Origin of the sequence: Nostoc sp., assembly GCF_036916655.1 — a bacterium.
GTDB lineage: Bacteria > Cyanobacteriota > Cyanobacteriia > Cyanobacteriales > Nostocaceae > Nostoc.
Map to the genome: position 1 here is coordinate 37,507 of NZ_JBALFY010000021.1, position 24,797 is coordinate 62,303.

18 protein-coding genes are annotated in these 24,797 nt (G+C 41.2%); 8 read left to right on the forward strand and 10 right to left on the reverse strand.

Annotated features, from left to right (window positions below):
• Positions 1-35 precede the first annotated feature (35 nt).
• The 4 genes from V7L31_RS05445 to V7L31_RS05460 form a co-directional block, all read right to left on the reverse strand.
• On the reverse strand, positions 36-1,358 hold the full coding sequence (locus V7L31_RS05445; protein ID WP_334695302.1) for a four-carbon acid sugar kinase family protein: 1,323 nt from the start codon (positions 1,356-1,358) through the stop codon (positions 36-38).
• 55 nt (positions 1,359-1,413) lie between these two features.
• Positions 1,414-2,076 carry a hypothetical protein gene (locus V7L31_RS05450; RefSeq protein ID WP_334695303.1) on the reverse strand — a complete coding sequence of 221 codons (663 nt, stop codon included), beginning with the start codon at positions 2,074-2,076 and terminating at the stop codon, positions 1,414-1,416.
• A complete protein-coding gene (locus tag V7L31_RS05455) occupies positions 2,045-2,284 on the reverse strand; it encodes a hypothetical protein (RefSeq protein ID WP_334695360.1) in 240 nt (79 codons plus the stop codon). Before V7L31_RS05455 ends, V7L31_RS05450 begins: the two co-directional genes overlap by 32 nt.
• Positions 2,285-2,571: 287 nt before the next feature.
• Positions 2,572-4,008 carry a carotenoid oxygenase family protein gene (locus V7L31_RS05460; protein ID WP_334695304.1) on the reverse strand — a complete coding sequence of 479 codons (1,437 nt, stop codon included), beginning with the start codon at positions 4,006-4,008 and terminating at the stop codon, positions 2,572-2,574.
• A 210-nt stretch (positions 4,009-4,218) separates the two neighbouring features.
• On the opposite strand from V7L31_RS05460, the gene V7L31_RS05465 reads away from it, so the two are divergent.
• Both V7L31_RS05465 and V7L31_RS05470 read left to right on the forward strand, forming a co-directional pair.
• Positions 4,219-5,763, forward strand: coding sequence for a YcjF family protein (locus tag V7L31_RS05465; protein ID WP_334695305.1), 1,545 nt, complete (start codon positions 4,219-4,221; stop codon positions 5,761-5,763).
• An 868-nt stretch (positions 5,764-6,631) separates the two neighbouring features.
• On the forward strand, positions 6,632-8,383 hold the full coding sequence (locus V7L31_RS05470) for a serine/threonine-protein kinase (protein ID WP_334695306.1): 1,752 nt from the start codon (positions 6,632-6,634) through the stop codon (positions 8,381-8,383).
• A gap of 561 nt (positions 8,384-8,944) precedes the next feature.
• On the opposite strand, the gene V7L31_RS05475 is transcribed toward V7L31_RS05470, so the two are convergent.
• Both V7L31_RS05475 and V7L31_RS05480 read right to left on the reverse strand, forming a co-directional pair.
• Positions 8,945-10,480 (reverse strand): MlaD family protein, encoded by a 1,536-nt coding sequence (locus V7L31_RS05475; protein ID WP_334695307.1) that lies wholly within the window; start codon positions 10,478-10,480, stop codon positions 8,945-8,947.
• Positions 10,481-10,651: 171 nt separating this feature from the next.
• Entirely contained in the window at positions 10,652-11,434 is a 783-nt protein-coding gene (locus V7L31_RS05480) for an ABC transporter ATP-binding protein (protein WP_334695308.1), read from the reverse strand.
• A gap of 419 nt (positions 11,435-11,853) precedes the next feature.
• Between V7L31_RS05480 and V7L31_RS05485 the strand changes: the two genes are divergently transcribed.
• A complete protein-coding gene (locus V7L31_RS05485) occupies positions 11,854-12,891 on the forward strand; it encodes a threonine aldolase family protein (protein WP_334695355.1) in 1,038 nt (345 codons plus the stop codon).
• A gap of 607 nt (positions 12,892-13,498) precedes the next feature.
• Here the strand turns inward: V7L31_RS05485 and V7L31_RS05490 are convergent.
• Both V7L31_RS05490 and V7L31_RS05495 read right to left on the reverse strand, forming a co-directional pair.
• Entirely contained in the window at positions 13,499-13,939 is a 441-nt protein-coding gene (locus tag V7L31_RS05490) for a thermonuclease family protein (RefSeq protein WP_334695309.1), read from the reverse strand.
• A gap of 142 nt (positions 13,940-14,081) precedes the next feature.
• On the reverse strand, positions 14,082-15,350 hold the full coding sequence (locus V7L31_RS05495; RefSeq protein WP_334695310.1) for an ATP-binding protein: 1,269 nt from the start codon (positions 15,348-15,350) through the stop codon (positions 14,082-14,084).
• 279 nt (positions 15,351-15,629) lie between these two features.
• Here V7L31_RS05495 and V7L31_RS05500 point away from each other — a divergent pair, with 279 nt between their 5' ends.
• The 4 genes from V7L31_RS05500 to V7L31_RS05515 all read left to right on the forward strand — a co-directional run bounded on the left by V7L31_RS05500 (position 15,630) and on the right by V7L31_RS05515 (position 21,617).
• Entirely contained in the window at positions 15,630-16,115 is a 486-nt protein-coding gene (locus tag V7L31_RS05500) for a cupin domain-containing protein (protein ID WP_334695311.1), read from the forward strand.
• 314 nt (positions 16,116-16,429) lie between these two features.
• Complete coding sequence (locus tag V7L31_RS05505) at positions 16,430-18,877, forward strand: single-stranded-DNA-specific exonuclease RecJ (protein WP_334695356.1); 2,448 nt, start codon at positions 16,430-16,432, stop codon at positions 18,875-18,877.
• Positions 18,878-19,603: 726 nt separating this feature from the next.
• Positions 19,604-21,262 carry an FAD-binding protein gene (locus V7L31_RS05510; RefSeq protein ID WP_334695312.1) on the forward strand — a complete coding sequence of 553 codons (1,659 nt, stop codon included), beginning with the start codon at positions 19,604-19,606 and terminating at the stop codon, positions 21,260-21,262.
• A 13-nt stretch (positions 21,263-21,275) separates the two neighbouring features.
• Positions 21,276-21,617: a 4Fe-4S binding protein gene (locus V7L31_RS05515; protein WP_334695313.1), complete on the forward strand. Its 342-nt coding sequence runs from the start codon at positions 21,276-21,278 to the stop codon at positions 21,615-21,617.
• Positions 21,618-22,098: 481 nt separating this feature from the next.
• Here the strand turns inward: V7L31_RS05515 and V7L31_RS05520 are convergent, their stop codons facing one another.
• Positions 22,099-22,854 (reverse strand): hypothetical protein, encoded by a 756-nt coding sequence (locus V7L31_RS05520; protein WP_334695314.1) that lies wholly within the window; start codon positions 22,852-22,854, stop codon positions 22,099-22,101.
• A 159-nt stretch (positions 22,855-23,013) separates the two neighbouring features.
• Positions 23,014-23,691, reverse strand: a complete 678-nt coding sequence (gene msrA, locus V7L31_RS05525) for a peptide-methionine (S)-S-oxide reductase MsrA (RefSeq protein ID WP_334695315.1) — start codon at positions 23,689-23,691, stop codon at positions 23,014-23,016.
• A gap of 695 nt (positions 23,692-24,386) precedes the next feature.
• Here msrA and V7L31_RS05530 point away from each other — a divergent pair.
• Positions 24,387-24,770: a hypothetical protein gene (locus V7L31_RS05530; RefSeq protein WP_334695316.1), complete on the forward strand. Its 384-nt coding sequence runs from the start codon at positions 24,387-24,389 to the stop codon at positions 24,768-24,770.
• The last annotated feature ends 27 nt before the right edge of the window (positions 24,771-24,797 follow it).

The window sequence follows — 24,797 nt, forward strand, 5'->3', positions numbered from 1 at the left end:
GAACCAAAAGATTATTTAATCTAAAATCTCAAATCTCAAATTGGCAAGGTCAATCTCTGATAAACTGTCGCCAACGCCTCAGCATCACCGACATTACCTGGAAACAGCACCACAGGTAAATCAGGAAATTGGGGATGATCGGATGACGTTAACACTATTGAACAACCAGCTAAAATTTGACCCAGTAAACGGGCTGAAGTTAAAGCTAGTCCAGTACTCAAGACATCGTTTGAAGTAATGCCACCCTTGCTGATTAAGAATCCTATATCAGATGGTAAACCGCGCACAATATCCATCAATAGACCTGAAACTTTTTCTCCAAACTCCAATCGTGTCTTGACATCTTTAAAATCCAGTTCTTGACGGCTAGTATAAACCACTGGTGTTTTGCCAGCTTCGTGTGCTACCCGTGTACTTTCTTGAATTTCAGTTAGCAATGCCGCAGATTGATTAGCATCATCAAGTAATCGCGCTACATTGACTTCGATTCCCACCGTTCCTTCTACTTGCAACAGCACCTCTAATTGCTGAGTAGTCTTTTTCACATGGGAACCAACAATCACCGCACCCGGTTTGCCTTGGCGCACGTACTGCGCCATATTTTCGGCGGCAATGGGTTGGGGTGGTAAAGCAGCTAAAGCCGTTAAAATACTGGCTGCACTACGAAATAAAAAGCGTTTACCTTGACTGGCGGCTGCTAATATATCTACTGCAAAGCGGTTGAGATCGGCTTGAGTTTCCCCATCGACGACAGCGCACTGATTACCATGAAGTTGTAACAATCGTGACAAACTACCAGCACGAATATCAGCTACGAGAAACCTTTCTACAGCTTCGGCACTAATTCGTCCTTGAGTCTTTTCTTCAACGTACTTGGGTAAGTAACTGTGATCGTAGCTGAAGACGGAATCACGGGCAAATTCGGTTTCATGGACTGGGGTGAGGACACCGCTGATAATTAAATAATGAACGCTGTCACGGGTGATGCGTCCACCCTCAAAAAATGCTGGTACGAGAAAATGAGCATCAAAAGGGCCGAGTTCTTGTGCGATCGCATCAGTTTCAATCGGATAATGTCCCCGCAAAGTAGAATCAGAACGGCTGACAATGAGAAAATCGTCAATTCCTTCAGCATTCAAAGCGATTTTTAGGTTCTGGCAAACTTCTTTGATGACAGATGCAGCTGACTCTGGCGTTAGCGATCTAGTATTTGTCAGCACAAAGAAAATCGGCGAATCATCCTGCAACCCGCTACGTAAAGTGTCCACATCCCAGTGCATTAGTAGCAAGCAGCTATGGACTGTTTGAGAACCTGTAGGGTCATCATCCAGCACAATGATTTTGGGTTTGTTGCTCATTTAAGTCAACCGGGTGATTGTTTTCTCGAAAATTCATCTACAGAGTAATCTCTACTTAGCCTTTCTGCAATTTTCTGATTTCTGCTTGCACATCGATCGCAATTTGCAATGATTGATTTAGCAGTTGAGCATATTCGCCTGCTTGACTACTAACTTGCAAAGCTTGCAGACTGGCTAAATTATTCACAAATAATTCTTGATTATTAGCAAGCAATTTTTTATTATCTCGCAAAATTCGTTCCGTTTTCAAAGCGCGGACTAAATCTTCTCTAATTAGTTGCAAGGCGGCGGTGACTTGATCTCGGTCATGGATACTGCTTTCTACGTTTCCTGATGCTGCCAATTGGTCATTAATATCTATAGCAGCAACCAGGTCATGATATTTATCAACTTCATCTAAAAGTATTGTCAGTCCTTCAGGACAGGTTAATTGTCGCCACAGCCATCGCCCCACTAATATCGGCATTGGCACTAAAATTAGTAAAAGAATTCCGAATTTAATTGAAGAACCAATTGTTGGCAGAATAATAAACGCATAAATAAACCCAACAATTATTGGCGTTAGCGCCAGCGTCACCAGCATTTCATTGATCAAAAACCCTAATCGCTTTTTGCTATCTCGCAAAACCGAGGGGCGAAAAACGTCTTCTGGATCGAACCCAGTTAAACGTCTCAGTTCCCCCTTGCTAATTTCTAAGCCTATTAAGTCCGGCTGCACGGCTGCATACTCCTATGGAAACCCCAGTTGTGTATTCACTATAAAGTCCATCATTTGCGGTGCCGGTCTGCGGTGCAGCTAGTCGCAACGCCTCTACCATCGCTGCGACTAGGGCATCAGAAACTTGTTGTGCTTGAGCTAACAACGATGATAGTCCAAAACTGACAATCACTCCGCTAAGTAGTAATACTATGGGGTTTCTCCTCATGATTTTGGACTTCTCTTTAGATACCAATATGTAGGATACTACGTTTTTACCGAAGAAGAATTCAGAATTCAGGAGCCAGAATTCAGAATAGATTCTGTGCGACTGGATGGAGAATCGAGGTTTAAAGCCCTCGATTTTAAGACGATTGTTCGCGCAGCGGGGCGTAGCCCATTCTGTCTTCTGACTCCTTCTCACACTTAGCAATTATCAAAGATTTAGAGAACATTGGGCATTGAGCATTAGGCATTGGAAAGTAGAAAAATTATTCCCCAGTCCCCAGCCAATTCTTAACCTGGGTTCCAAGTGCCGTGGAAGCTGTGGGGAATAACGCTAGGTAATCCTAGTTTGCAAACGGGTTCTGCATCTAGGCGATCGCTATCAAATACCCAAACTTCACTACTATGAGTATTACCATCGTATACAACGGTTAGTATCCAACCTTGCTCAGGGTTGTGGGCATCTTCGGCGTGGATGGGTTCTGAAGGATAGCGGTTTTCTCCTAAGTCTGCTTCGGAGAGGGTTTCGGTTTTGTAGTCGAAGCGAGCGATCGCACCAAAGGATTCTTTGTCTGTATTCCCTCTTTGGGGCATTAATGATGCATAAGTATAGCGCCAAGGTTGCCCAACTTGCGATCGCCGCACTACGGGAAATTCACACTTGCGGTTGAGAACTTCCTGTATTGCTGTGACTTTAGCAGTTTGAGGATTGAGGCGCACTTGCCATAATGTTCCTTTAGTTACTGTGTGCGTCTCACCAGTTGCAAATTCTCTGAGATATTCATTAGTTTGGTGAAAATCTGCATATTTCACCATATCCAGAATTACGGAACCGTCTTCATCTTCATAGCCATTGCCAAAATGCCAATTAAACCAAGGATCAGTTTCACTACGACTCACTAAGGATAAGTTTTCTCGGTCGAAGATTAACACCTGGGTTCCTAACTGAGGTTCCCACAACAGAGATTCACTGAAGGTAGTCAAACCAAGGAGAACTGACAATGTTTTTATCCGCATTGGTGGCATGAAAAACACCAGATACCTTTGAGTTAAAACAAAATCATGTATTATCGAGTAGCGATCTAGCTTAAAAGCAGTTTTTTGGATAATTTTGCCAGTGGCATCGCTTTTGTAGAGATTTAGTTGTACGGAACTGCCGATACTGATTCCAAAATTAAAAATTTCACCTGTTTGGGAATCACGCTTGTAATGAGCCGAATAAGGTAAACCGTTGTCCAAAGCACCTAAATCATCCAATCCCTTGGTTTCTAAAGTTTGCAAATCAAGGCTGTATGGATTGGTTTCTTCCCATAAAGCTAACAATTTATCAGGTAAAGCCAAGACAGAGGTATTCGCTGCATTCTTAATCTGTTGTCCCCAGCGCTTCCAGATGGGCCCTGGCGGATGCATCCCATAGACACCATAAAGAAACCTATCCGCTTGAGTTTCAGCCTGATATTCTGCTGTTTGCACATAGCGATAGACTCCGGTAACTCCTGCATCTGTGAAATGAACGCCGAGAATTGCCCCATCTCCATCAAACCAGTGTCCCACGCGTTCGCCACCACGTTCTAACCGTCCGGGGCCATTGCGGTAAAGTGTCCCACGTAAGCCATCTGGGATTTTGCCAGAAATAATTGATAGTTGGGTAAGGGGAAATTCTTTTGCTGGTTCTGCGATCGCCCCAGCCCAAGATTTATTTATTGACTTTTTAGAAATAGTGTGCATCTTAAACTTCTAGAAATATTGTTGCATTTTTACATTGTTGCAATTTTTTAAAGATGCAAAAAATGGAGTAAGCCTTGTTAGTTTATCAAAAAAGCCTATTTTCCCCCTGCTCCCTGCCCCCTGCCTCCTTCTCATGACTCTGGTAAAAAATGCTGAAACTATTAAGATTAGAGCATCTGCCTACTGAATACTTACTAATCTTTCCCAGCCATGCCTCTTTCACGCATAGTAACGCTGATTGTCGGTCTAATTGTCATTTTGGGGCTAGCTCTATGGCTAATTGATTCCCTATCTCGCCTCTATTGGCAATTGTCCTATTCACCGTTGCTAGGTAATTTGTTGCTGTTGCTGCTGATTCTCCTTATTGGAGCCTTGGTTGCGGCTTTCGTCTATTATGTATTGGTAATTAGAACTGGGGAAAAGCGATCGCGCCGCAACCCGAAGCGAGTAACTGCGGCACAAATTCCGGCTGCTAAATCTGATGCAGCTTCTACAACTCTCCAGGCTGTGCGGCAACAGGTAGGGCAAATTCAAGATGAAGTAGCACGCCAAGCTTTATTAAGTCGATCGCGAGAGATTGAAGCCAACCTAGCGCGGGGTGAAATTCAAGTAGTGGTATTTGGTACGGGGAGTGCTGGCAAAACTTCCCTAGTTAATGCGATTATGGGACGCATGGTCGGCCAGGTAGATGCACCGATGGGTACAACTCAGGTTGGAGAAACCTATTGTTTGCGGTTGAAGGGATTAGAACGGAAGATTTTAATTACAGATACGCCAGGAATTTTAGAAGCAGGGGTGGCGGGAACGGAACGCGAACAAATGGCGCGGGAACTGGCAACAGAGGCAGATTTACTGTTGTTTGTGGTAGATAATGATTTACGACGCTCAGAATATGAACCACTGCGGGGATTGGCAGAAATTGGCAAGCGATCGCTTCTAATTCTCAACAAAACTGATTTATATACAGATGAAGATAAAGAATCCATCCTCGCAAGATTGCGTCAACGGGTACGGGGATTTATTGCTACTAATGATGTGGTAGCGATCGCAGCTAATCCCCAACCCGCACAACTAGAAACTGGCGAAACCTTCCAGCCGGAACCCGATATTGTTCCCTTGCTACGGCGCACGGCTGCTGTTTTACGTGCTGAAGGTGAAGATTTAGTAGCGGATAATATTCTTTTGCAATCTCTGCGACTGGGAGATGAGGCGCGAAAACTCATCGATGGCCAGCGCCGCCGTCAAGCTGACAAAATTGTAGAACGGTTTCAATGGATTGGTGCTGGTGTGGTATCAGTAACCCCTATACCAGTTGTAGATTTATTGGCGACAGCCGCAGTTAATGCTCAAATGGTTGTGGAAATTGGCAGAGTCTACGGCTGTGAATTGAATATGGAACGAGGACGAGAGTTAGCTCTTTCTTTAGCAAAAACTATTGCTAGTTTGGGCATTGTTAAGGGAGCAATTCAATTATTATCTACAGCGTTGCAACTCAATGTTGCCACCTTTATTATTGGTAGAGCAATTCAAGGCGTGACAGCAGCTTATTTAACGCGAATTGCTGGTAAAAGTTTTATTGAATATTTTCGTCATGACCAAGATTGGGGTGATGGTGGAATGACAGAAGTTGTACAGCGACAGTTTCAAATTAATCGCAGAGATGAATTTATTAAAGCTTTTATTCAGGAAGCGATCGCGCGGGTAGTGAAGCCGTTACAAGATAAATCTGAAGTAACTGAACACGATGAAAATTAATTTTTATCATTACTAAATAAATAGTAGCTCTCAAATAAAATCAAGGATAGGACTTACGCACTGTACAAATGCGTCGTATGTGAATTACCTAAAATAGGAAGTTTTCAGGCTTTTCTTAATTATCCGGCGATGCCTACGGCGGTAAACTACGCAAATAGACCATGCTGTAGGGGCACAGCAATGCTCATTAGTGTCAACTTCAGCTGGAAATAGCTTATCTGTTAGCTTCCATGTCCGCCCGGAAATAAATTTTCGGGCTAATAGCTGAAGTCTACTGAAGTAGACTGGAGATTTATGGCGATATTTAGTCATCTTCAGATGACTTTAACTATGAGACGGGAATTTCAATTCCCGGCGGACAAGCGGTTTCGCGTTAAGTTGACACTAATGAGCAATGCTGTGCGCTTACGAAAGATATGGTTTTTAACTTTAATTGATATTTGATATTTGATATTTCTTGTCAATGCGTAAGTCCTAAAGGATATGAATTTTATTGAAGAAGAATACAGAATTCAGAATCAACCTGTGGGGGATTCAGACCCGCCACTGATTAAAGACCATCAAATTTTCAATTTGGTGGGGGTCTTAAACCCGATTATTCAGACGCGACGCTCGTTCGCCCTTGGCGTCTCCCTTTGGGAGAAGACTCGCTAACGCTGCGCTATCCGTCAGTCATACAGGATTCATTCTGAATTCTGACTCCTGAATTCTATTCGATAAAATATTATCTTTTGTTACGTAATAATACTTAACAAAATAAACTTGTATTCAAGGTATCAAAACTCTGGTTATTTATTTCTAAAGCATTCCGGAAACAGGAGGGAATGTCAGAAAAAGTAAATAAAAGAACTTACTGAGTAACCAGGTCATGACTCACCACATAATCGGTAAATTACTACAAGGGCGTTACCAAATTGTCCAAAGCCTTGGTGCAGGGGTGTTTGGAGAAACATACATTGCTGTAGACGTAGATTATCCAGAGAATCCCAAATGCGTTGTTAAACAGATTAAAGTTCACAGTTCCGAATCTGGCTACTTGGAGATGCTGAGGTTGCTGTTTCTGACTGAAACCCAAACCCTCAAGCTTCTGGGAAGCCATGATCAAATTCCTGAATTCATCGCCTGCTTTGAAGAAAACGAGCGATTTTACTTAGTGCAAGAGTGTATTGAAGGACATGCGCTAACTGCGGAATTGCCTGTCGATCAATATTTCGGGTGTCTGTGGAGTGAAAGCGAAGTTGTAGAATTTTTGATAGATGCCTTAAGCATTCTCGAATTTGTTCACTCTCAAGGCGTGATTCATTGCGATATAAAACCAGAAAATTTGATTAGACGTAATAGCGATCGCAAGTTAGTTATGATTGACTTTGGCTCAATCCAGTCGATCGATTTTGGCATCGGTGCGGAATTGCCCATTTACCGAATTCCCGTCACTTCATTGGGATACATACCACCAGAACAATTTATTGGTCAAACACAGCCCAACAGTGATATTTATGCTTTGGGTATGATTGCTATTCAGGCTTTAACTGGGTTAGAACCACTACAATTAAAAGTTGATCCTTATAATAATGAAATTTTTTGGCGTTCTCCAAACACGCTAGTTAACGATTATCTAGCTGCTGTTCTTAGCCAAATGATCCGCTACAATTACCAAGACCGCTTTGAGTCTGCGGGTGAGGTACTGCGGGTACTTAAGCAAATAGTATGGGAAACTCAGGCATCAGAAATATTAGAAACAGATTCTCAATTTATTCTAGAATCAGCAAAAAATCCTGCGCCTGGAAAATCATCACTGTTATTTACAGGAATGAAAGTAGGATTAGCAGCTAATTCTTTATTGATGGGATTTGGTGTATACTCTTTAGTTAATACTGCACCTGCTTACTCAGAAACAGATACTTTATATAAAGCAAAAAAAGAATATCAAGCAGGGGATTTAGAAGAAGCGATCGCACTCGCTAAATCAATTCCCTCCCATAGCAATGTTTATCCCGAAGCGCAAGCCACAATTGAAGAATGGCAAGAGCAATGGCAAGTAGCCGCACAGCAATATGAAATAGCACAAATAGCTTTTCATGAAGGCAGATGGTCAGATGTTCTTCATGCTGCGGTTAAAGTTCCAAATGTTTTATATTGGCAATCTAAAACAGATAAACTAATTCAGAAAGCATCTGTCAATATTGAAGCACAGACGCAAGATTTATTAGCAAAAGCTTACGAAAGAGCCGAGATAAAAGATTTTTCTGCTGCATTACAATACCTGCGTCAAATCCCTCAAGAAAGTCATGCAGGTGCTTTAGTTCAAGAAAAGTTAGCTGAGTACGATCGAAAGCGGCAGATCAGAGCAGCTTACTTTTTGCAGAAAGCCTATAAAAAAGCATCTATTGGTGATTTCGATCTAGCTCTAAAATTTCTCAAAAAGATTCCTCAAGATACTCTAGTTTATGCTCAAGCTCAAGTCAAATTGAATGAGTATACTCAAAAACAACGGGTGATAGCAGACAATCAAAAAGTAGCTTTTGCAAAAAGAACAAATTCATCTTTCTCTAAAAACTCAGCTACTAGAATTGAATATCTTCAGGGAGTAAATTACTTGCAAGAGGTGAATATTCGTTAGTTACAACAATTTCTGGATAAATAGATTTATAACATATAGCAATTTTAAAATGCGGGGAATATACATTATTGCAGGGGCACACATATTATTGTGCCCCTATGCGTATGGTCTATTCAATTGAAAACGGCTATCAATTCGTAATTAGCGTGAGAATGTTTCCATCCCCGTTAGGGGAAGTGGTTATGTAAAGCTCCGCAGCAGTAATTCCTGCCGCAGAACCTAAGAAGTTTCCATCCCCGTTAGGGGAAGTGGTTATGTAAAGAAAAAAATCTTGCAAGATTTTTGCGAGGAGTTTATTGTTTCCATCCCCGTTAGGGGAAGTGGTTATGTAAAGAGTTACCTTCTGGAAACCTTACTGGGCAAGGATTTGAGATACCCAAATCGACACCACTTTCTAGATTGTCAATAGTTGTCAACTAATTCTCAATAAGAGAATGATTTTGTAGCCTGAAACCCTTGCGGTGCAAACAATCGACACCAGTCAACGGAGTTATGCGGTTTTCAAGGTTCTGGCGAGTGGTGTCGATGAGCATCAACACACTTATTTTACAGTAAAAGACCTTACTTAAAATTGTCAACAGTTCGGCTTGGCTCACTGTTAACCCTGAGCGATCGCGTAGCGTCTCCTAGAGAAGCCGAAGGGTCAACCTGTATTGCCTCTTCCCCCGTCTCCATTTGCCCCCGTTGCTTGCCATACTCCCGCAGCTGCTTCAACAGTCCTTCTTGGGATGAGTTAGGGATAGATGGACTGGGACTTACTTGAGAGTTGATTTCACTACTTGCAAAATTAGTAGGTGAGGGATTTGTTACGTAGACAGGTAAAGATTTGTCATTAAACATCGCCTGTTGGGTTGGTGCTGGGGTAGGAATTAGATTTTTTGGTTTCCTTACGGCAGCTTTTACCGAATCTAGAGTAGTAGCAACCTGCACTTGTTGCTGCATCTGTTGTGTAGAAGAGACTAAACCACTTAAACCATTCACCAATTGCAGCAGATTTTTACGGAATTTAGGATCTCCTGTCAATTCATCTAAATCAGATGTAATTTTTTGGGTATTTTCAAAGGTTACTCGTGCTGAATCTAGAGTTTGTTGCAGCAGCACCACATTTTTTGGATCGTTTAAAGTTTTAGAAGCATCGCGTAAATTAGCTGAGGCTTGGGCTGCATTTGCGGAAAGAGTTTCTAAATTGTTGAGTAATTCTCCTTGAGTCAGTCGATTAACAGATGGTGATAAGCTACTGACTGTAACACGCAGTTGGTTGCTAGTTTCGGTGATATTGTTCAAAGCACCAACTAGCGTCGAACGATTTGTTGTCAACAAATTATCTAAATTCTTTAGCAACTGATTAGCTTGAGTTGCAGTTGCACCAAATTTATTTACTGTTTGATTGGCGGATGTATTAAGTTGGTTTGTCGCCCGTTGCACAGAATTAGCCGTGTCGGAAAAGGTAGTAAGTTGTTGTTGTAAACTTTTAGTTAAACCTCGGAGATCCTGGCTTAATTCTGTAAAACTGGATGCTGCGCCTGTTGTACTTTCTAGAACCCGATTGACATTTCTATAAAATTTTGGGTTATTGTATGCAGCCGCGAGGTCAGTTGAACTCCGAATTAGTTCATCAACACTGATGCCAACCTGACCTTGTAACCGAGAACCATTACAGACTATGAGACTATTATCACAACTTTTATCTAGGGGTTTAGCAACCACAACCCCAGTCGGTAAGGTTGATTTTGGTTTGATGTCGATAATACTTTCGCTAATTAATCCACTTTGATTAGCTTCCACCACTACATTCCGGGGGATAATTAGGTCAGTTTGGGCAATTTCAATCTCTACATCAATGGCATTTGGCCCTGGTCGAACCTGAGAAATAGTTCCTACCTTAACGCCACGATAGCGCACCGCTGCTCCCTTTTGCATTCCGCCAGCGTTGGCAAATTCCACAATAATTTTGTATGAACGGCCAGCAGCGGTGAATCTATTTAACCACAGAAAAAGTAATCCAAATACCCCCAGTCCTAGCAAGAGTAATAACCCTACAGAACCTTCTCTAAATGTTCGCATAGAAGCGAAGCGGCTTGTCATAAGACCTCGCATTTTTTTGCCTCCACCAACAACCAACAACTAATTAGGAGTTAGGAGTTAGGAGTTAAGAGTTGAATTTAACTTCTCACTCATTACTCATTACTCATTACTCATTACTCATTACTCATTACTCATTACTCATTACTCATTACTCATTACTCATTACTCATTACTTTTAAATTTCTACCCAGCAACTTTAATCGGGCCTTGAACACTTCCACTGATAAATTGTTTGATCAAAGGATTTTCTGTGTTGTATATTTCACTAACTGTACCCTGCCACTGCACTCTACCTTCATAGAGGAATATAAGTCTATCAGATGTACGGCGGATAGTACTATCTTGGTGGGTAACAACGGCATAAGTACTACAAACTCCATGTAAACATTGCAAATGGCGGATTAAGTCTTCGATTACTGTTGAGGCAATGGGATCGAGTCCGGCTGTTGGTTCGTCGTACAATAGAACTTCTGGGCCTTCGGTGGGATTATCGGGGTTAGACATAATTGCACGGGCAAAACTTACCCGTTTTCGCATTCCCCCGGAAAGTTCGGCTGGGTAGAGGTGGCCTATTGCCGGCAAACCTACCATCTCTAGTTTTTCTTCTACCAAATTTCGGATGCGCGATCGCGGCAGCTTTGAATTTTGATAAAGTAGAAATCCGACATTCTCCTCCACCGTCAGCGAATCAAATAGCGCCGCCTGCTGAAACACCATACCAATGCCAACCTGCTGGACACCATCCTCAATCAAACCGTCTCGCCGCACTCCTTGGACATAAATTTCTCCTTCATCGGGACTAAGTAACCCCGCCATTACCCGTAAAATTGTTGATTTCCCAGTCCCCGATGGGCCAATAATCCCCAGTGCTTCTCCTCGGTAAATGGTCAAGTCTACATTATCTAGAACTTTATGGCTACCAAAGGACTTAGAAACACCTTTCAGTTCAATCAATGGTTCACTCATTAGTTATTAGTCATTGGTCATTGGTCATTGGTCAGTAGAAAATAAACAAATGACTACTGAGAACTAACAAAAGACAAATCTGCCCAATACTGATGTCATAATTATTGGTAGGGCTTTGTATCTTACATTATAAGTATATGATTAGCATTCTGATTAGCAAACTTTATTTTTTTAGCATAATATTTAGTTCTTTGCGACATTTAACGTCTCAAAATACCTCAAGACAAGCCTGACGAATACACCGTAGTAACTAAACATCTCAGTGACGTGCAAATATTCTATAGACATCAGCAAAGTCATTTAAGAGTATCGATATACTACTTCATGTTAAAACTAATCAGATAAAAGCTACTATAGAAAAACCTAATTAACAGGTTGATGATTCACTAGTATTGTAATAATTGCTTTTAAAAATAATTATGAGTAGCCAATTAGAACAGTTTACAAGTGATAATTCCTCTGGTATCTGTCCTGAAGCGCTGGAATATACGATTAGGGCAAATCAAGGTAGTGTTCCAGCTTATGGAAATGATGAATGGACTCAAAAAGCATCAGATTATTTTCGGAAACTCTTTGAAATTGATTGTGAAGTATTTTTTACCTTTAACGGTACAGCCGCAAATTCTTTATCTTTAGCTGCTCTTTGTCAGTCATATCACAGCGTCATTTGTCATGAGACATCTCACATAGAAACAGATGAATGTGGCGCACCTGAATTTGCTTCTAATGGCTCTAAACTGCTACTAGCTCAAGGGAAAAATGGTAAATTAACATCAGATTCTATAGAGTCAATTGTCACAAGACGCACTGATATTCATTATCCAAAACCTAAAGTTATTAGCATTACACAAGCTACTGAGTTAGGAACTTTATATTCGATTGAAGAACTTTTAAGTATTAAAGAAGTTGCGAATAAGTATAACTTAAAGATTCACATGGATGGCGCTCGTTTCGCAAATGCAGTTGCCGCTATGAATAAAAGCCCTGCTGAAATTACCTGGAAAGCTGGAGTAGATGTATTGTGTTTTTGTGGTACAAAGAATGGAATGGCATTAGGTGAAGCCATTCTTTTTTTCAACAAAGCGCTAGCAGAGGATTTTGATTATCGATGTAAGCAAGCAGGTCAGTTAGCCTCAAAAATGCGATTTATTTCTGCTCCTTGGTTGGGTTTATTAGAAACTGGTGCTTGGCTAAAAAATGCTAGACATGCTAATCAATCTGCTGAATATTTAGAAAATCAACTATTAAACATAGAAGGCGTTGATTTGATGTTTCCTAGAGAAGCCAATGCCGTGTTTGTGAAATTACCTGAAGAAGTTATTCACAGCTTAAAAGCCAATAATTGGCAGTTTTACACATTTATTGGTGTGGGAGGAGTACGTTTTATGTGTTCTTGGAACACTACTCAATCAAGGATTGATGAATTGATTGGTGATATTAAAAATGCAATCAAGTAAGTGAGTGAATAAATATATATATTGTTTTCCGAACTATTGAGGTATACCTGTAGGGGTACGGCAGTGCTCATTGGTGTCAACTTAACGTAAAACCGCTTGTCCGCCAGGAATTGAAATTCCCATCTCGTAGCTAAAGTCATCTGAAGATGACTAGATATCGCCAAAAATCTCCAGTCTACTTCAGTAGACTTAAGCCTAAAAGCCAAAGAAATTTATTTCCGGGCGTGGAAGCCAACACTTAAGCTATTTCCAGCTTAAGTTGACGCTAATGGCCAGTGCCGTGCCCCTACACCTCACAATATAATGTTGTACCACATCTAAATGAGAACTAATATAAGGAACGAAACCCAACATTTTTATAACTTTGTTGGGTTGCGCTTTGCTTCACCCAACCTACAATTTGTCACAAAGCCAAGCATATTGAGTAATTTTCTTGAAACACTACTCAATAATCTTAAGATTTTTACTTTGATTTACTCTTGTCCACTTATTTATTGAGAAAAATCAAATATATAAAATCTAAAATAATGAAACAAGTACAGCAATTCTAAAACTATTCCAAGTTAAGGAGATGCAATTAGTCATAACTGACAATGCACTTGCCTGCTTACTTTGCATGGAATTTCAACTGTAATTTTGATTGCTGCCACAAACCAAAATGCTTATTTTTAGCATTAGCTTCTGCAATTAAAAATTGGGTTTTACTCTCGTAGCAATTTTGTAAAGATTCTTGGTCAACGACGGCATTACCTGACTCTACCAAAAGGAGATTTACTGACCGATTATCTACAAACACTTCACCAGCTGGGCGACCATTTTTAATTTGTTCTGTGCTTCTAATCACAATAGGAGTTTGAAGTGGTAATAGCTGTTTTAGCTTTTGTGTTGCTGCTAAACCATAGCGTTTGTCAGTTGCCTCTGGTGCATTAATACACGCTAACTTCACTATAGTTGTTTGTCCTGCATTATCTTTAACCAGAATTGTGTTCCCGTCTGTAACACCAACTACTGTACCTAGCACCAACATTAGTTGAAGTAATTCCATCATTTTGTATGTAATATTTTATGCACAAATATAATTTTATTTGAGTATTTAGGTGGATAGTGTGATTTAACTCACAAGTGGCAAATAAAAATAAAAGTAAGTCCTATATTCTTGTAAATACCTAGTGTTTATATCAATCAAAACTTCATTTAATCACTACAGGTAATTCCACACTCGCAGTAGTTCCTATCAAGATGTCAGAAGAGATTAACAGTTTCCCATTATGAGCATTGACGATGCGTTTGGAAATAGCAAGTCCTAACCCAGTGCCACAAGATTTTGTAGAGAAAAATGGCTGAAAAAGCTTGGTGATAATTTCTGGTGGAATTGGTTCGCCGCTATTGTGGACATTAATGCAAACTTTATCTGTATCCGAAAAATCTACTTTCCATCTAACAATATCTCCTGCTGCAACTGCTTCACAAGCATTGCGGACAATGTTGATAAATACTTGTTTAAGTTTATCCTTATCTCCTAAAATTTTTACATTAGGCGATGACGGAATAAATTCAATTTGACGTTCTAGAGCTTCTGGCATTTCACGAATATACCCAAGTAACTCATCAATGAATTCATTCACATCTAATTCACAAAATTGCAAAACTTGAGGCTTGGCATAAAGCAAGATTTCACTCAATAGACGTTCTAAACGACTAGCTTCACTTAGTGCCAACGCTAATCGTTCTTGAGCAGATTCAGTCAAAATAGTTTTTCGGAAATATTTCAATCCCATGAGCATTGTAGTCAAGGGATTACGAATTTCATGCACAATGATAGCAGCAAATTCACCAATGGCTACAAGTCTTTCTTGTTCTAAAATCTTGGCTTGGGCTGCTTGTAATTCTGCGGTACGTTTTTCTACCTCAGCCTCCAGAATATGATTAAATTGGCACTGTTGTTGATAGAGATGATAATTATCAATTGCTGTTGCTGCTCGTTCAGCAAACAATTCCACAATTTGGATATCTTCTTTTGTAAAATCACGTGGTAGATGATTAAAAGAACAGATAGTACCAATCACCTTATTTTCAGCAGTCCGCAATGGTGTTCCTAAATATGCACAATAACCTTCTGGAGCCTGTCCATACTCTGGGTGTTTCTGAGCATCTTTTACTGCTAATGATTGACCCATTTGGATAACAGTACCAGTTAATAAACCATGTAGTGAATAAATATGTTCGCCTTCGCCCATATCAAGACTACTAGCTAGAACAGTTTCAAATCCCTCTTGGCAAAAGGTAACAACTGTCCAATCAACTCCAATGAGTTCGCTGACTCCGCAGGCAATGTTGTGCAAATAGCTAACCAGTTCGCCAGTTCGATAGTTCAAAGAAGACAAACGTGCTATTATTTGCCGCTCACGCTGCCAAGTTTGCTTGTGCAACAACATTTCTTCATTACTGGTTTTGCTCATGGATGCCTATTGCATGGGTTCTAAAAATAATTTCAAAAATAAACTGGATAGTTATTTAGTCACATTTCACTAGTTTGATAGAAAGATTCTACTAGAGACATATACAATTTGCCTACAGCAAAACTAAGAAATTTCACTTAACTCAAAAATGAATCATGGGGAGGAATATAGTAAAATTGCTTGAAAAGTGCTGTATTGATTATGAATTAGTAACTCTTCGGTTAGCTAATAAGCGACAAATTACCTAATTCCTAAAAAACATCTCACAAGGAAATCACTATGACGGTCAATTTACAAGGAATATTACAGCAACCAGGACAAGGTTCTTCATACTGGGTACTTGGGGATTTATATACTTTTAAAGCGGTAGGCGAAGAAACTGGCCAAGCTTATGCGCTAATTGAGATTACTGTTCAGCCACAAAAGGGTACACCTGCCCACATTCATAGTCACGAAGATGAAGCTTTTTATATTCAAGAGGGAGAATTAGAATTTCAGCTTGATGAAAAGATGATCTTAGCAATTCCTGGAACCTTTCTTCACTCTCCTAAAGGTCAACTCCACAGGTTTACAAATATCGGTACAAAGCCAGCAAAATTACTTTGCTGGTTTACACCAGCAGGTTTAGAGAAGTTTTTTATGGAAATAGGTGTGCCAGTTTCAGAGAAGACACAATTGCCTAGCATTAATCCCGCAGACATCGAAAACGCTTTGGCTGCTGCTGCAAAATATGGTCTGGAAATTATTCTGCCATCTGCTGGCTGAATATTGGCAGGTATAAGCTATTGCATATTTAAATTGCATAAGCTGGGTGCTCATGTTGCCCACTCCACAAGAGTTATGTTTGATTTGATTATGCAATTTAGATGTTTTTTAGCTTAGTAATTCAATTTGATTCTTGAATCTACTTATGGAGGGAGTGAGGAGTAGAAAAAAAGGAGTTTTGTAGTACGATGAGGTTAAGTCATAAGATTTTAGTTACTTGACTTTCTAGAGATATTTCAAATTTTGTGTCAGCAATCTTCAATGCTTTAAGACGCTCTTGTATTTTAAAAGTTTTAACTCCTAACTTTATTTGTATGTCAGAACAACAGCAGTGGACTATAACAGCAAACGAACAACCATCAGAGTGGTTTATCGAAGCAGTGAAAGAGTATACACCTGCATCAAGTGGACTATATGCAGCACAGTTGTTATGGCAACGGGGTATTAAAGATCGTCAACAATTAACAGCTTTTATCAACTATAAAGCTTATCAGCCAGCAAGTCCCTTTGAGTTTGGCCAAGAAATGCATTTAGCGATCGCACGCTTGCAACAAGCATACAATACGAAAGAAAAAATCGCTATCTGGGGAGACTTCGATGCCGATGGCATTACCGCCACATCGGTACTTTGGGACGGATTGGGGCAGTTTTTCGCTCAAAATACCCAGTTAATTTACTACATTCCCAATCGTCTGAAAGAATCCCACGGACTTAATAATCAAGGCATTGATAATTTAGCAAAACAAGGCTGTAAATTAATTGTTACTTGCGATACGGGTAGCACAAACCTTGAGGAAATTATCTATGCCAAACAGTTAGGTATAGATGTAATAGTTACAGACCATCACACCTTACCCACCGAACGCCCACCCGTTGCAGCGATTATCAATCCCCGCTATTTACCCAAGGAACATCAGTTATTTAATCTTTCTGGGGTGGCAGTAGCTTATAAGTTGGTGGAAGCAATATATCAAAGCTTGCCCAATGTTGCCAAATATCCGTTAGAAGATTTATTGGATTTAGTGGCAGTTGGATTAATTGCCGATTTAGTGCAGTTAAGTGGAGATTGCCGCTATTTGGCACAGATGGGAATTCAACGACTGCAAGAAGATTTTAAACAGCCAGCAGCAGCGCGGCGGCGGCCAGGGGTAGGGCGATTATTGGAATTGTGCCAGAAAAGTGGCGATCGCCCCACAGATATTTCTTTTGGTTTGGGCCCAAGAATTAACGCCGTTAGTCGTATCCAAGGTGATGCTAGTTTCTGCGTGGAATTATTAACTAGTCGGGATGTCAAACGTTGTAACGAACTAGCCGAAGTTACAGAACTCGCCAACGCCCGCCGCAAATCTTTGCAAAAAGACGTGCAAGCACAAGTAGCGCAAAAACTCACCCAATTAGACTTATCAACCACCAGCGTCATTGTTCTAGAAGATGCCCAATGGCCTGCGGGTGTATTGGGTTTAGTTGCCGGACAGGTAGCACAAGAAACAGGTCGCCCGACGATTTTGTTAAGTACGGAAGGAGCAGAGGAGCAGGGGAGCAGGGGAGCAGGGGAGCAGGGGAGCAGGGGAGCAGAGGAGCAGGGGAGCAATTCTTCTCCTCTGCCCCTCCGCCCCTCTGCCCCTCTGCTTGCAAGGGGTTCCGCCCGTTCGGTGAATTCTGTCGATTTATACCAACTGGTGAAAGACCAAGCGCATTTGTTACACCGTTTTGGGGGACATCCCTTTGCAGCAGGTTTAAGTTTGTTGGTGGAGAATATTCCTTTATTTACGGCGGCGATTAATCAGCAGTTGCGGCAATCATTAGGAAGTACAACCCTAATGCCAACTGTACAAGCAGACTTGACGGTAACAGTTGCAGACTTGGGGAAAGAGTTATTTTTAGAACTGAAACTGCTAGAACCTTGTGGAATGGGTAATCCTGTTCCGAAATTGCTAATTCAAAACTGCTGGTTTGAAAATGCTTGGCATCGCAATCAGCAAGATTGGCAAGGGAAAAAAGTACAGTACATTAAAGCTGAGTTTGATATTCGGGATGATTCTAGCAGAAGTGGTTTTCCTGGTTTATGGTGGGGACACTACAAAGATGAATTACCCATCGGAAGATGTGATTGCATAGCAGAACTAGACTACAACACCTTCAAAAAACGTTATGAAATCAGATTAATTGCCGTGCGTCCTTCTGCTAACTCAGCACTTAACGCTTCGCGGCTAACACCCTTGATCTTAGACTTACGGAATCAGGAACACTCAGCACTTAGCACTCAGCACTCACTCAACCCTAGCTATCCGCTTATTGAAGATTGTCCCACAAATTGGGATGATTTACGCATCTGGTTGCGGCGATGTTTGGCGATAAGTCGCTCTACGCCTGGGTTTGACAATCAGCAACAATTAGCGATCGCTTGGTCTAAACCCAACCACCAACCACCCAATCAAATTTGGCTGACTCTCGTAGGAATCGCCAAATATCTCAGTCGCACAAATCAACTAGTTACCCGCGTACAACTTTTAAAGAAAATCGGCATCAGCGACCAAACCTTACTTGTCGGCATCAAAGCTTTAAAATATTTCGGGTTCATAGTCAAACGACAAGACCATTATTTGCAAATCACTTGGCATCCAAGCGATAGTGCCGAAAACCGTGCTGATGAAGCGGTTGCCCGATTTTTAGCTGCCGTCCGAGAAGAACAATTTCAGCAACAATATTTTGCGGAAGTGCCTTTATCTACTATTGTTGCGATCGCTAGCTACGAGACTTAATAAGCTAATCCACATCCAATACTGCGTAGGTTTTGAAAATTTGTAGGTTGGCTTGAAGGTCATGAGATGCGATAAATCGCCATCTCTACAGGTAATTTATCCATCAATTATTTATTGACAGGCTACTACTGGTCTATCAAGGGAAGTTTGAAGGGTAAAGAAACGAACTACAGAGGCGCAGAGGACGCAGAGTGAGAGAAAAAAGAGAGGTTTAAGAAGTTTCTCACCCATCAGAGTTAGCTTGATACACCACTACCCCAAAGTGTTTTTTGAGGCAAAACCTACGCAGTATTGAAATCACATCTATCTATAACTCTTGTGGGGTGGGCAACATGAGCGCCCAAATTGTGCAAGTTATATATAAAACAACTCGGAACTCAGTACTCTTCATGGCAGTTCCAACCGGATCGGAAATTATTTTGTAAGACTTAATGTTTGAAAAGCTAATAATTAGTGTATCATGTTAACTGTAATTTGCCGTATACGTTCTTTGTATATATTATGCAAACCCTTAAGGTGCTGGCTTTGTCTATGCAATGACATACAGTAGTTTTCTTTTGTGTGAAATACAAAGCTATAGGTTTGGAAGCAGGAGACAGAACTGAAAATTGCTTCCACAACCAGAGAAGTTTGACACGAGTATCTAAAAGCTTGATGGGATGTCTGTAAAAACCGCTCACAGTAGCAAAGTATAAAGTTGACTGCGCCAAAAAGGAGGATAATTAATTGCTAACAACACATAGCGAAAATGAACTACAGTTGACTGCTGACGTGCTGGTAATTGGTGGTGGCCCTGCCGCAGCATGGGCAGCATGGGCAGCCGCATCCCAAGGTGTCAAAGTAATTATTGTTGATAAAGGTTTTCTCGGTACGAGTGGTGCTGCTGCTGCTAGTGGCAATGGGATCATGGCTCCTTCTCCAGAGAATTGGGATAAAGTTGTATCGGAACGTTATCGCTCAGGAAAAAACCTAGCTAACTTACGTTGGATTGAGCGTGTTGTTGAAAAAACTTGGCTCAGTTTGCCCCTAGTGGAAGATTGGGGCTATCGTTTCCCTAAAGAAAATGGGGAATCTGTGCGCCAGAGTTATTATGGCCCTGAATATATGCGCGTACTTCGTAAAAATCTCTTGCGTGTTGGCGTTCAGATTCTCGACCAAAGTCCAGCTTTAGAGCTTTTATTGGCTGACGATGGCTCAGTAGCCGGAGCAAGAGGTGTGCAGCGACAACATCATCGTACCTATCTCGTTCGCGCTGGTGCAGTAGTCTTGGCCAATGGCGGTTGTGCATTCTTGAGTAAAGCATTAGGTTGCAATACCAATACAGGTGATGGATTGCTGATGGCAGTAGAAGCTGGTGGCGAACTCTCCAGCATGGAAGCTTCTAATCACTATGCCATCTCGACGGCTTTCAATGCCACAGTGACACGGGGGGTTCCCTTTGGTTGGGCTAGCTTTAGTGATGAAGCGGGTAACGATCTTGGTGGTTATATCAATGGTCGTCGCGATCCATCGTTCCTTCCTAATGCACTCTTAAAAGGGCCCGTTTATGCTCGTTTGGATCGAGCTACACCTGAAGTCAAGGCAGTGATTGAGAAATCCCATTTCATCTCTTATCTACCTTACAAAAAAGCTGATATCGATCCCTATACAGAACGAGTACCTGTCACCTTGGTTTTAGAAGGTACTGTTCGTGGTACGGGTGGAATCCGTTTGACTGATGATAGTTGCGGTACGAAAGTACCCGGACTCTATGCCGCAGGGGATGCAGCCTCACGCGAATTTTTAGCCGGTTTAGCTTCTGGTGGTGGTGGTCCTAATGCCGCTTGGGCGATTTCTACAGGTCAATGGGCTGGAGTCGGTGCAGCAGTTTTTGCCAAGAGTCTCGGCGCTCATGCAAATGAACGGGTTGCACGTCCTACCGGTCAAGCCGGATTGCGATCGCCCCAGCCAGGTGGAACGCCGTCTTCTGCTTCATTCGATAGCGAAGCGATCGTCCGTGGTGTTCAAGATGAAATGTTACCTCTAGAGAAAAATCACTTCCGTTCTGAGCAGCAACTTTTGGATTCTCTTTCTAAATTAGAGAAACTATGGGAGCAGGTACAGGCGAACCCGAAACAAGATACAGTGCGCGATGTGGAATTTTCTCGTCGAGCAGCAGCTCTAACATCTGTAGCCCGATGGGGATATTTTAGTGCTTTACATCGCACGGAAACGCGTAGCGAACATATTCGCGTAGACTACCCCGAAACCGATCCAAATCAGCGTTATTACCAGGCAACAGGTGGCTTAGAAAAGCTATGGGTGAGGCGTGATTGGATCGTAGATGAAATCGCTACACCACCAGTACTAACCACTCAAACCACACCCTCTGTATCAAAATTGTAGTCGGAGCATTATCATGATTGAGCTTGTCAGCCATAAACTCTGTATTAATTGCAATGTATGCGTCCAAGTTTGTCCTACCAATGTCTTTGACTCCGTACCCAATCAACCACCTGCGATCGCTAGGCAAGAAGACTGTCAAACTTGCTTTATGTGTGAAGCTTATTGTCCTGCGGATGCGCTCTATGTTGCGCCTGAGTCTCATACCAATGTTGCAGTCAATGAGGATGATTTAATTGAACGTGGCATCATGGGCGAATATCGTCGCACCTTAGGTTGGGGATATGGCAGAAAAAACAATAGCGAATTGGATACTGCCCATAAACTGCGCCTACTGCCGCGCCCCTATCAAGCGTAAGCGCGGGCGACCAAAAAATAAAAAGGGACTTACAAATAAAAAAATATCCAGTTAACTCTTGTGGGGTGGGCAACATAAGCGCCCAGTCCATAAGCCGGGCAAGATGCCATTGGTGTCAATTTAAGCTGGAAATATCCTATCTGTTGGCTTCCATGCCCGCCCGGAAATAAATAAATGAGTAATGAGTAATGAGTAATAAGTAATAAGTAATACCCATTACTCATTACTTATTACTTCAAAAATAAATTTCCGGGCTAACAGCTTAAGTCTACTGAAGTAGACTGGAGATTTTTGACGATATTTAGTCATCTTCAGATGACTTTAGCTATGAGACGGGAATTTCAATTCCCGGCGGACAAGCGGTTTCACGTTAAGTTGACACCAATGGCAAGATGCCCAACCCACAATATTGGATAATTTATTTCTTGGAGTTCCCCAAAAATTACCTTAAACAGCAACTTGGTGATACAGGATCAATTCTTTATGAATGCCAAGTAATTGATTGAACAACTGAATTTGCAAGTCTCTGTACACACCCCTTGGCCGACGGTTCAGGAATAGTAAGGTCGCAAACTTGCTTGTGAACTACTTCTTTTATGGTTTCCCAAGTAGTCCAACAAACCACTTCATCAACCTGTTGTAGAAGTACTGATTTTTCAAAATTATGGTTCTCGGTACGGTTTAACACGGATTCCAGATAAAGCTCAATCGCATCTATAGGATTTAACCGCCCATGCCCTTGAACTGATACAGGAGGTTCTGAACCTAGAACAAGCCATAGTATTGGCTCTTGGTTTCTATTTAACGCCTCTTGCATTACTAGTACAAACTCGCGGGAGAGTTGTTCTGGCTGAAATGAACTTGGTTTAATACGTTTTGCCTCAATCAGCCCAAAACAACTTGGTGTTTTGATTATTCCATCGGGCTGTACTGCAAGTTCTTTTTGATTCACTCTACCACTTGGGGTTAGGTAGAAGTTGCCTGGTAAAAGAGTAAACTCAGCTTGTTCAATCTCTCGCTGAAGTAGAGTACGCACTTTTGTAGCACCATACGATGCTTCAAGTACAGCACCCAAGAAAAATTGACGAGGAAGAAAGTCTAATGCAAGAAATACTTCAGCAGTGAGAACGTTTTCAAACCCTCGTCCACCATCTCGATATTTTTTAATCGTATTACCAACCCACGATAGTTCCTGTAAAAGCCGCCCCAGAACCCTAGAATTGCTAGTAAAATTCATTGCACGAACATGCCATCAATAGCCTTATGGCTTTGCATTTTAGGGTTCCCAAGCAGTAACATTTTCTAACATGACCGATGGGAGATGATTTTTAGGCGTTGCATAATAGAGGGATGAATCAATTCAAAATTCAAAATGACGTGAATGCTCTAAATCTCCTTAATTGCTATACATATCAGGGAACTTAGCTTGAAGTTTAGCCAGTTTCGGCAAGTCATTCACTACCACATAGCGATCGCTCGGATGATGCACTATATAATTCTGATGGTATGCCGCCGCCTGATAAAAACCTTTCAAAGGATCTAATTTTGTCACAATCGGCTTATCGAAGATTCGCGATTTGTTGAGTTGAGCAATATATTCTTGTGCAGCCTGTCTCTGCTCATCGTTAGCAAAAAAGATCGCCGAACGATATTGCTTACCTGAATCAGGCCCTTGTCGATTCAACTCTGTTGGGTTATGGGCTACCAAAAAGTAGACTTTTAGAAGTTGATTATATGATATTTTTGATGGATCGTAAGTGATTTTCACTGATTCAGCATGATTAGTTAATCCAGCACTGACAAGTGTGTAGTCTGCGGTTCTTGCATCACCCCCAGAAAAGCCAGAAACAACATCAGAAACACCTTTGAGATGCTCAAAAACTGCTTCCATTCCCCAGTAGCAGCCACCAGCGAATACTGCTACTTGCTTTCCCTTCGGTGCAACAGTCGAAATATCAGTGGCGGGAGCAGGAAGTATTACACGATATGCACCGTATAGGAGTACAACAGTCAGCGAAAAGATGGACAAGTTGCGTAATAACTGGCGGGAGAAAGTAAAGTTATGAATTGACATGAGGTTGTGAACTCCTTGATTTAATTGATGAAGAACCGAGTTTACTCAGCTATTTGTCATTTAGATAGCGATCGCTTAAATATCGCCCTCATTTACGCCAATGGGCTATGTGATTTTGGGCTTCTGCTAATCTGATTTCTTCTAGGGTTGGAGTTGTCATCATCTCACCCTCTACATATCTGCACTTTATTTTAATTAATTTGCTATATTGAGTATCACCTTTTTATCAAAGATGAGGCTGATATTTTGATTAAAATTTGCTAGGTAAATTGATAAATAAAAATTTAGGATAAACTCAGCAAAAATTTAGAGAACTCCACAGAATGATTGATCCAAAAGCTGTCATTGCGAGCGAAACGGAGTGTAGCAAAGCAATCCCAAGATTTTGTGGTTGCTTCATTTGGCTTCGCTCCATACCATTCGGGAACGCCAGGGGTGAACGCAATGACAATTGGGCATTTCTTTTTGTGGAGGTCTCTTATATTAATTTTTACGTTCAAAATAAATGATTATTTCGATATTTTGACCCTGAAGAGTTTGAGGAAATATTTGATTTTAGGGTTCGTGACTTTTAAGGCTGGAAACGCGAACAGATCATTAAGCGACAATCAATTATTTAAAGTAATATTTAAGACTGATATCTTTGTGACAAGGTTAATGTTGGTATTCTGGCAAATCGAAAAGGGAATAATAAAGTGGTTAAATATGCTGAACGTTATATTTTTTCAGAAGAAGAATATTTAGAGGCGTTCCACTCAATTTATGAGGAATTAACTCTAGGACATAAAGCTATCTTGGATAAATTGTATCAGCATTGTTACTTTATGAAAGATAATCGCAGATTACGTACTTGGGAGTTATCTGAAGCTGCTGGATATAGTGGTGATTCTCCTGGGCAAATTGGTCATTTAGGTGCAAGCTTTTGCAAATTTTTTGGAGTAAGAGATGATGAGTTTGCTCAACCAGCACTTGCAATAGTTAATTGGTTTGCAGATGAAACAAATGGGTATTGGTACATTGAGCTAATTCCTGAAGCTGCTAGGGCCTTTAAGCGTTTTCGCCTCGAAACTATCTTATAAAAAAGGAGTCTGAATTCAGAATTCAGA

What these genes read in the sequence shown, in the direction of transcription:
- V7L31_RS05460 (WP_334695304.1), bottom strand. Translation starts at nt 4,008, where the DNA reads ATGCACACTATTTCTAAAAAGTCAATAAATAAATCTTGGGCTGGGGCG.
- V7L31_RS05455 (WP_334695360.1), bottom strand. Translation starts at nt 2,284, where the DNA reads ATGAGGAGAAACCCCATAGTATTACTACTTAGCGGAGTGATTGTCAGT.
- V7L31_RS05520 (WP_334695314.1), bottom strand. Translation starts at nt 22,854, where the DNA reads ATGAATTTTACTAGCAATTCTAGGGTTCTGGGGCGGCTTTTACAGGAA.
- V7L31_RS05475 (WP_334695307.1), bottom strand. Translation starts at nt 10,480, where the DNA reads ATGCGAGGTCTTATGACAAGCCGCTTCGCTTCTATGCGAACATTTAGA.
- V7L31_RS05465 (WP_334695305.1), top strand. Translation starts at nt 4,219, where the DNA reads ATGCCTCTTTCACGCATAGTAACGCTGATTGTCGGTCTAATTGTCATT.
- V7L31_RS05500 (WP_334695311.1), top strand. Translation starts at nt 15,630, where the DNA reads ATGACGGTCAATTTACAAGGAATATTACAGCAACCAGGACAAGGTTCT.
- V7L31_RS05480 (WP_334695308.1), bottom strand. Translation starts at nt 11,434, where the DNA reads ATGAGTGAACCATTGATTGAACTGAAAGGTGTTTCTAAGTCCTTTGGT.
- msrA (WP_334695315.1), bottom strand. Translation starts at nt 23,691, where the DNA reads ATGTCAATTCATAACTTTACTTTCTCCCGCCAGTTATTACGCAACTTG.
- V7L31_RS05485 (WP_334695355.1), top strand. Translation starts at nt 11,854, where the DNA reads ATGAGTAGCCAATTAGAACAGTTTACAAGTGATAATTCCTCTGGTATC.
- V7L31_RS05515 (WP_334695313.1), top strand. Translation starts at nt 21,276, where the DNA reads ATGATTGAGCTTGTCAGCCATAAACTCTGTATTAATTGCAATGTATGC.
- V7L31_RS05490 (WP_334695309.1), bottom strand. Translation starts at nt 13,939, where the DNA reads ATGATGGAATTACTTCAACTAATGTTGGTGCTAGGTACAGTAGTTGGT.
- V7L31_RS05495 (WP_334695310.1), bottom strand. Translation starts at nt 15,350, where the DNA reads ATGAGCAAAACCAGTAATGAAGAAATGTTGTTGCACAAGCAAACTTGG.
- V7L31_RS05505 (WP_334695356.1), top strand. Translation starts at nt 16,430, where the DNA reads ATGTCAGAACAACAGCAGTGGACTATAACAGCAAACGAACAACCATCA.
- V7L31_RS05470 (WP_334695306.1), top strand. Translation starts at nt 6,632, where the DNA reads ATGACTCACCACATAATCGGTAAATTACTACAAGGGCGTTACCAAATT.
- V7L31_RS05445 (WP_334695302.1), bottom strand. Translation starts at nt 1,358, where the DNA reads ATGAGCAACAAACCCAAAATCATTGTGCTGGATGATGACCCTACAGGT.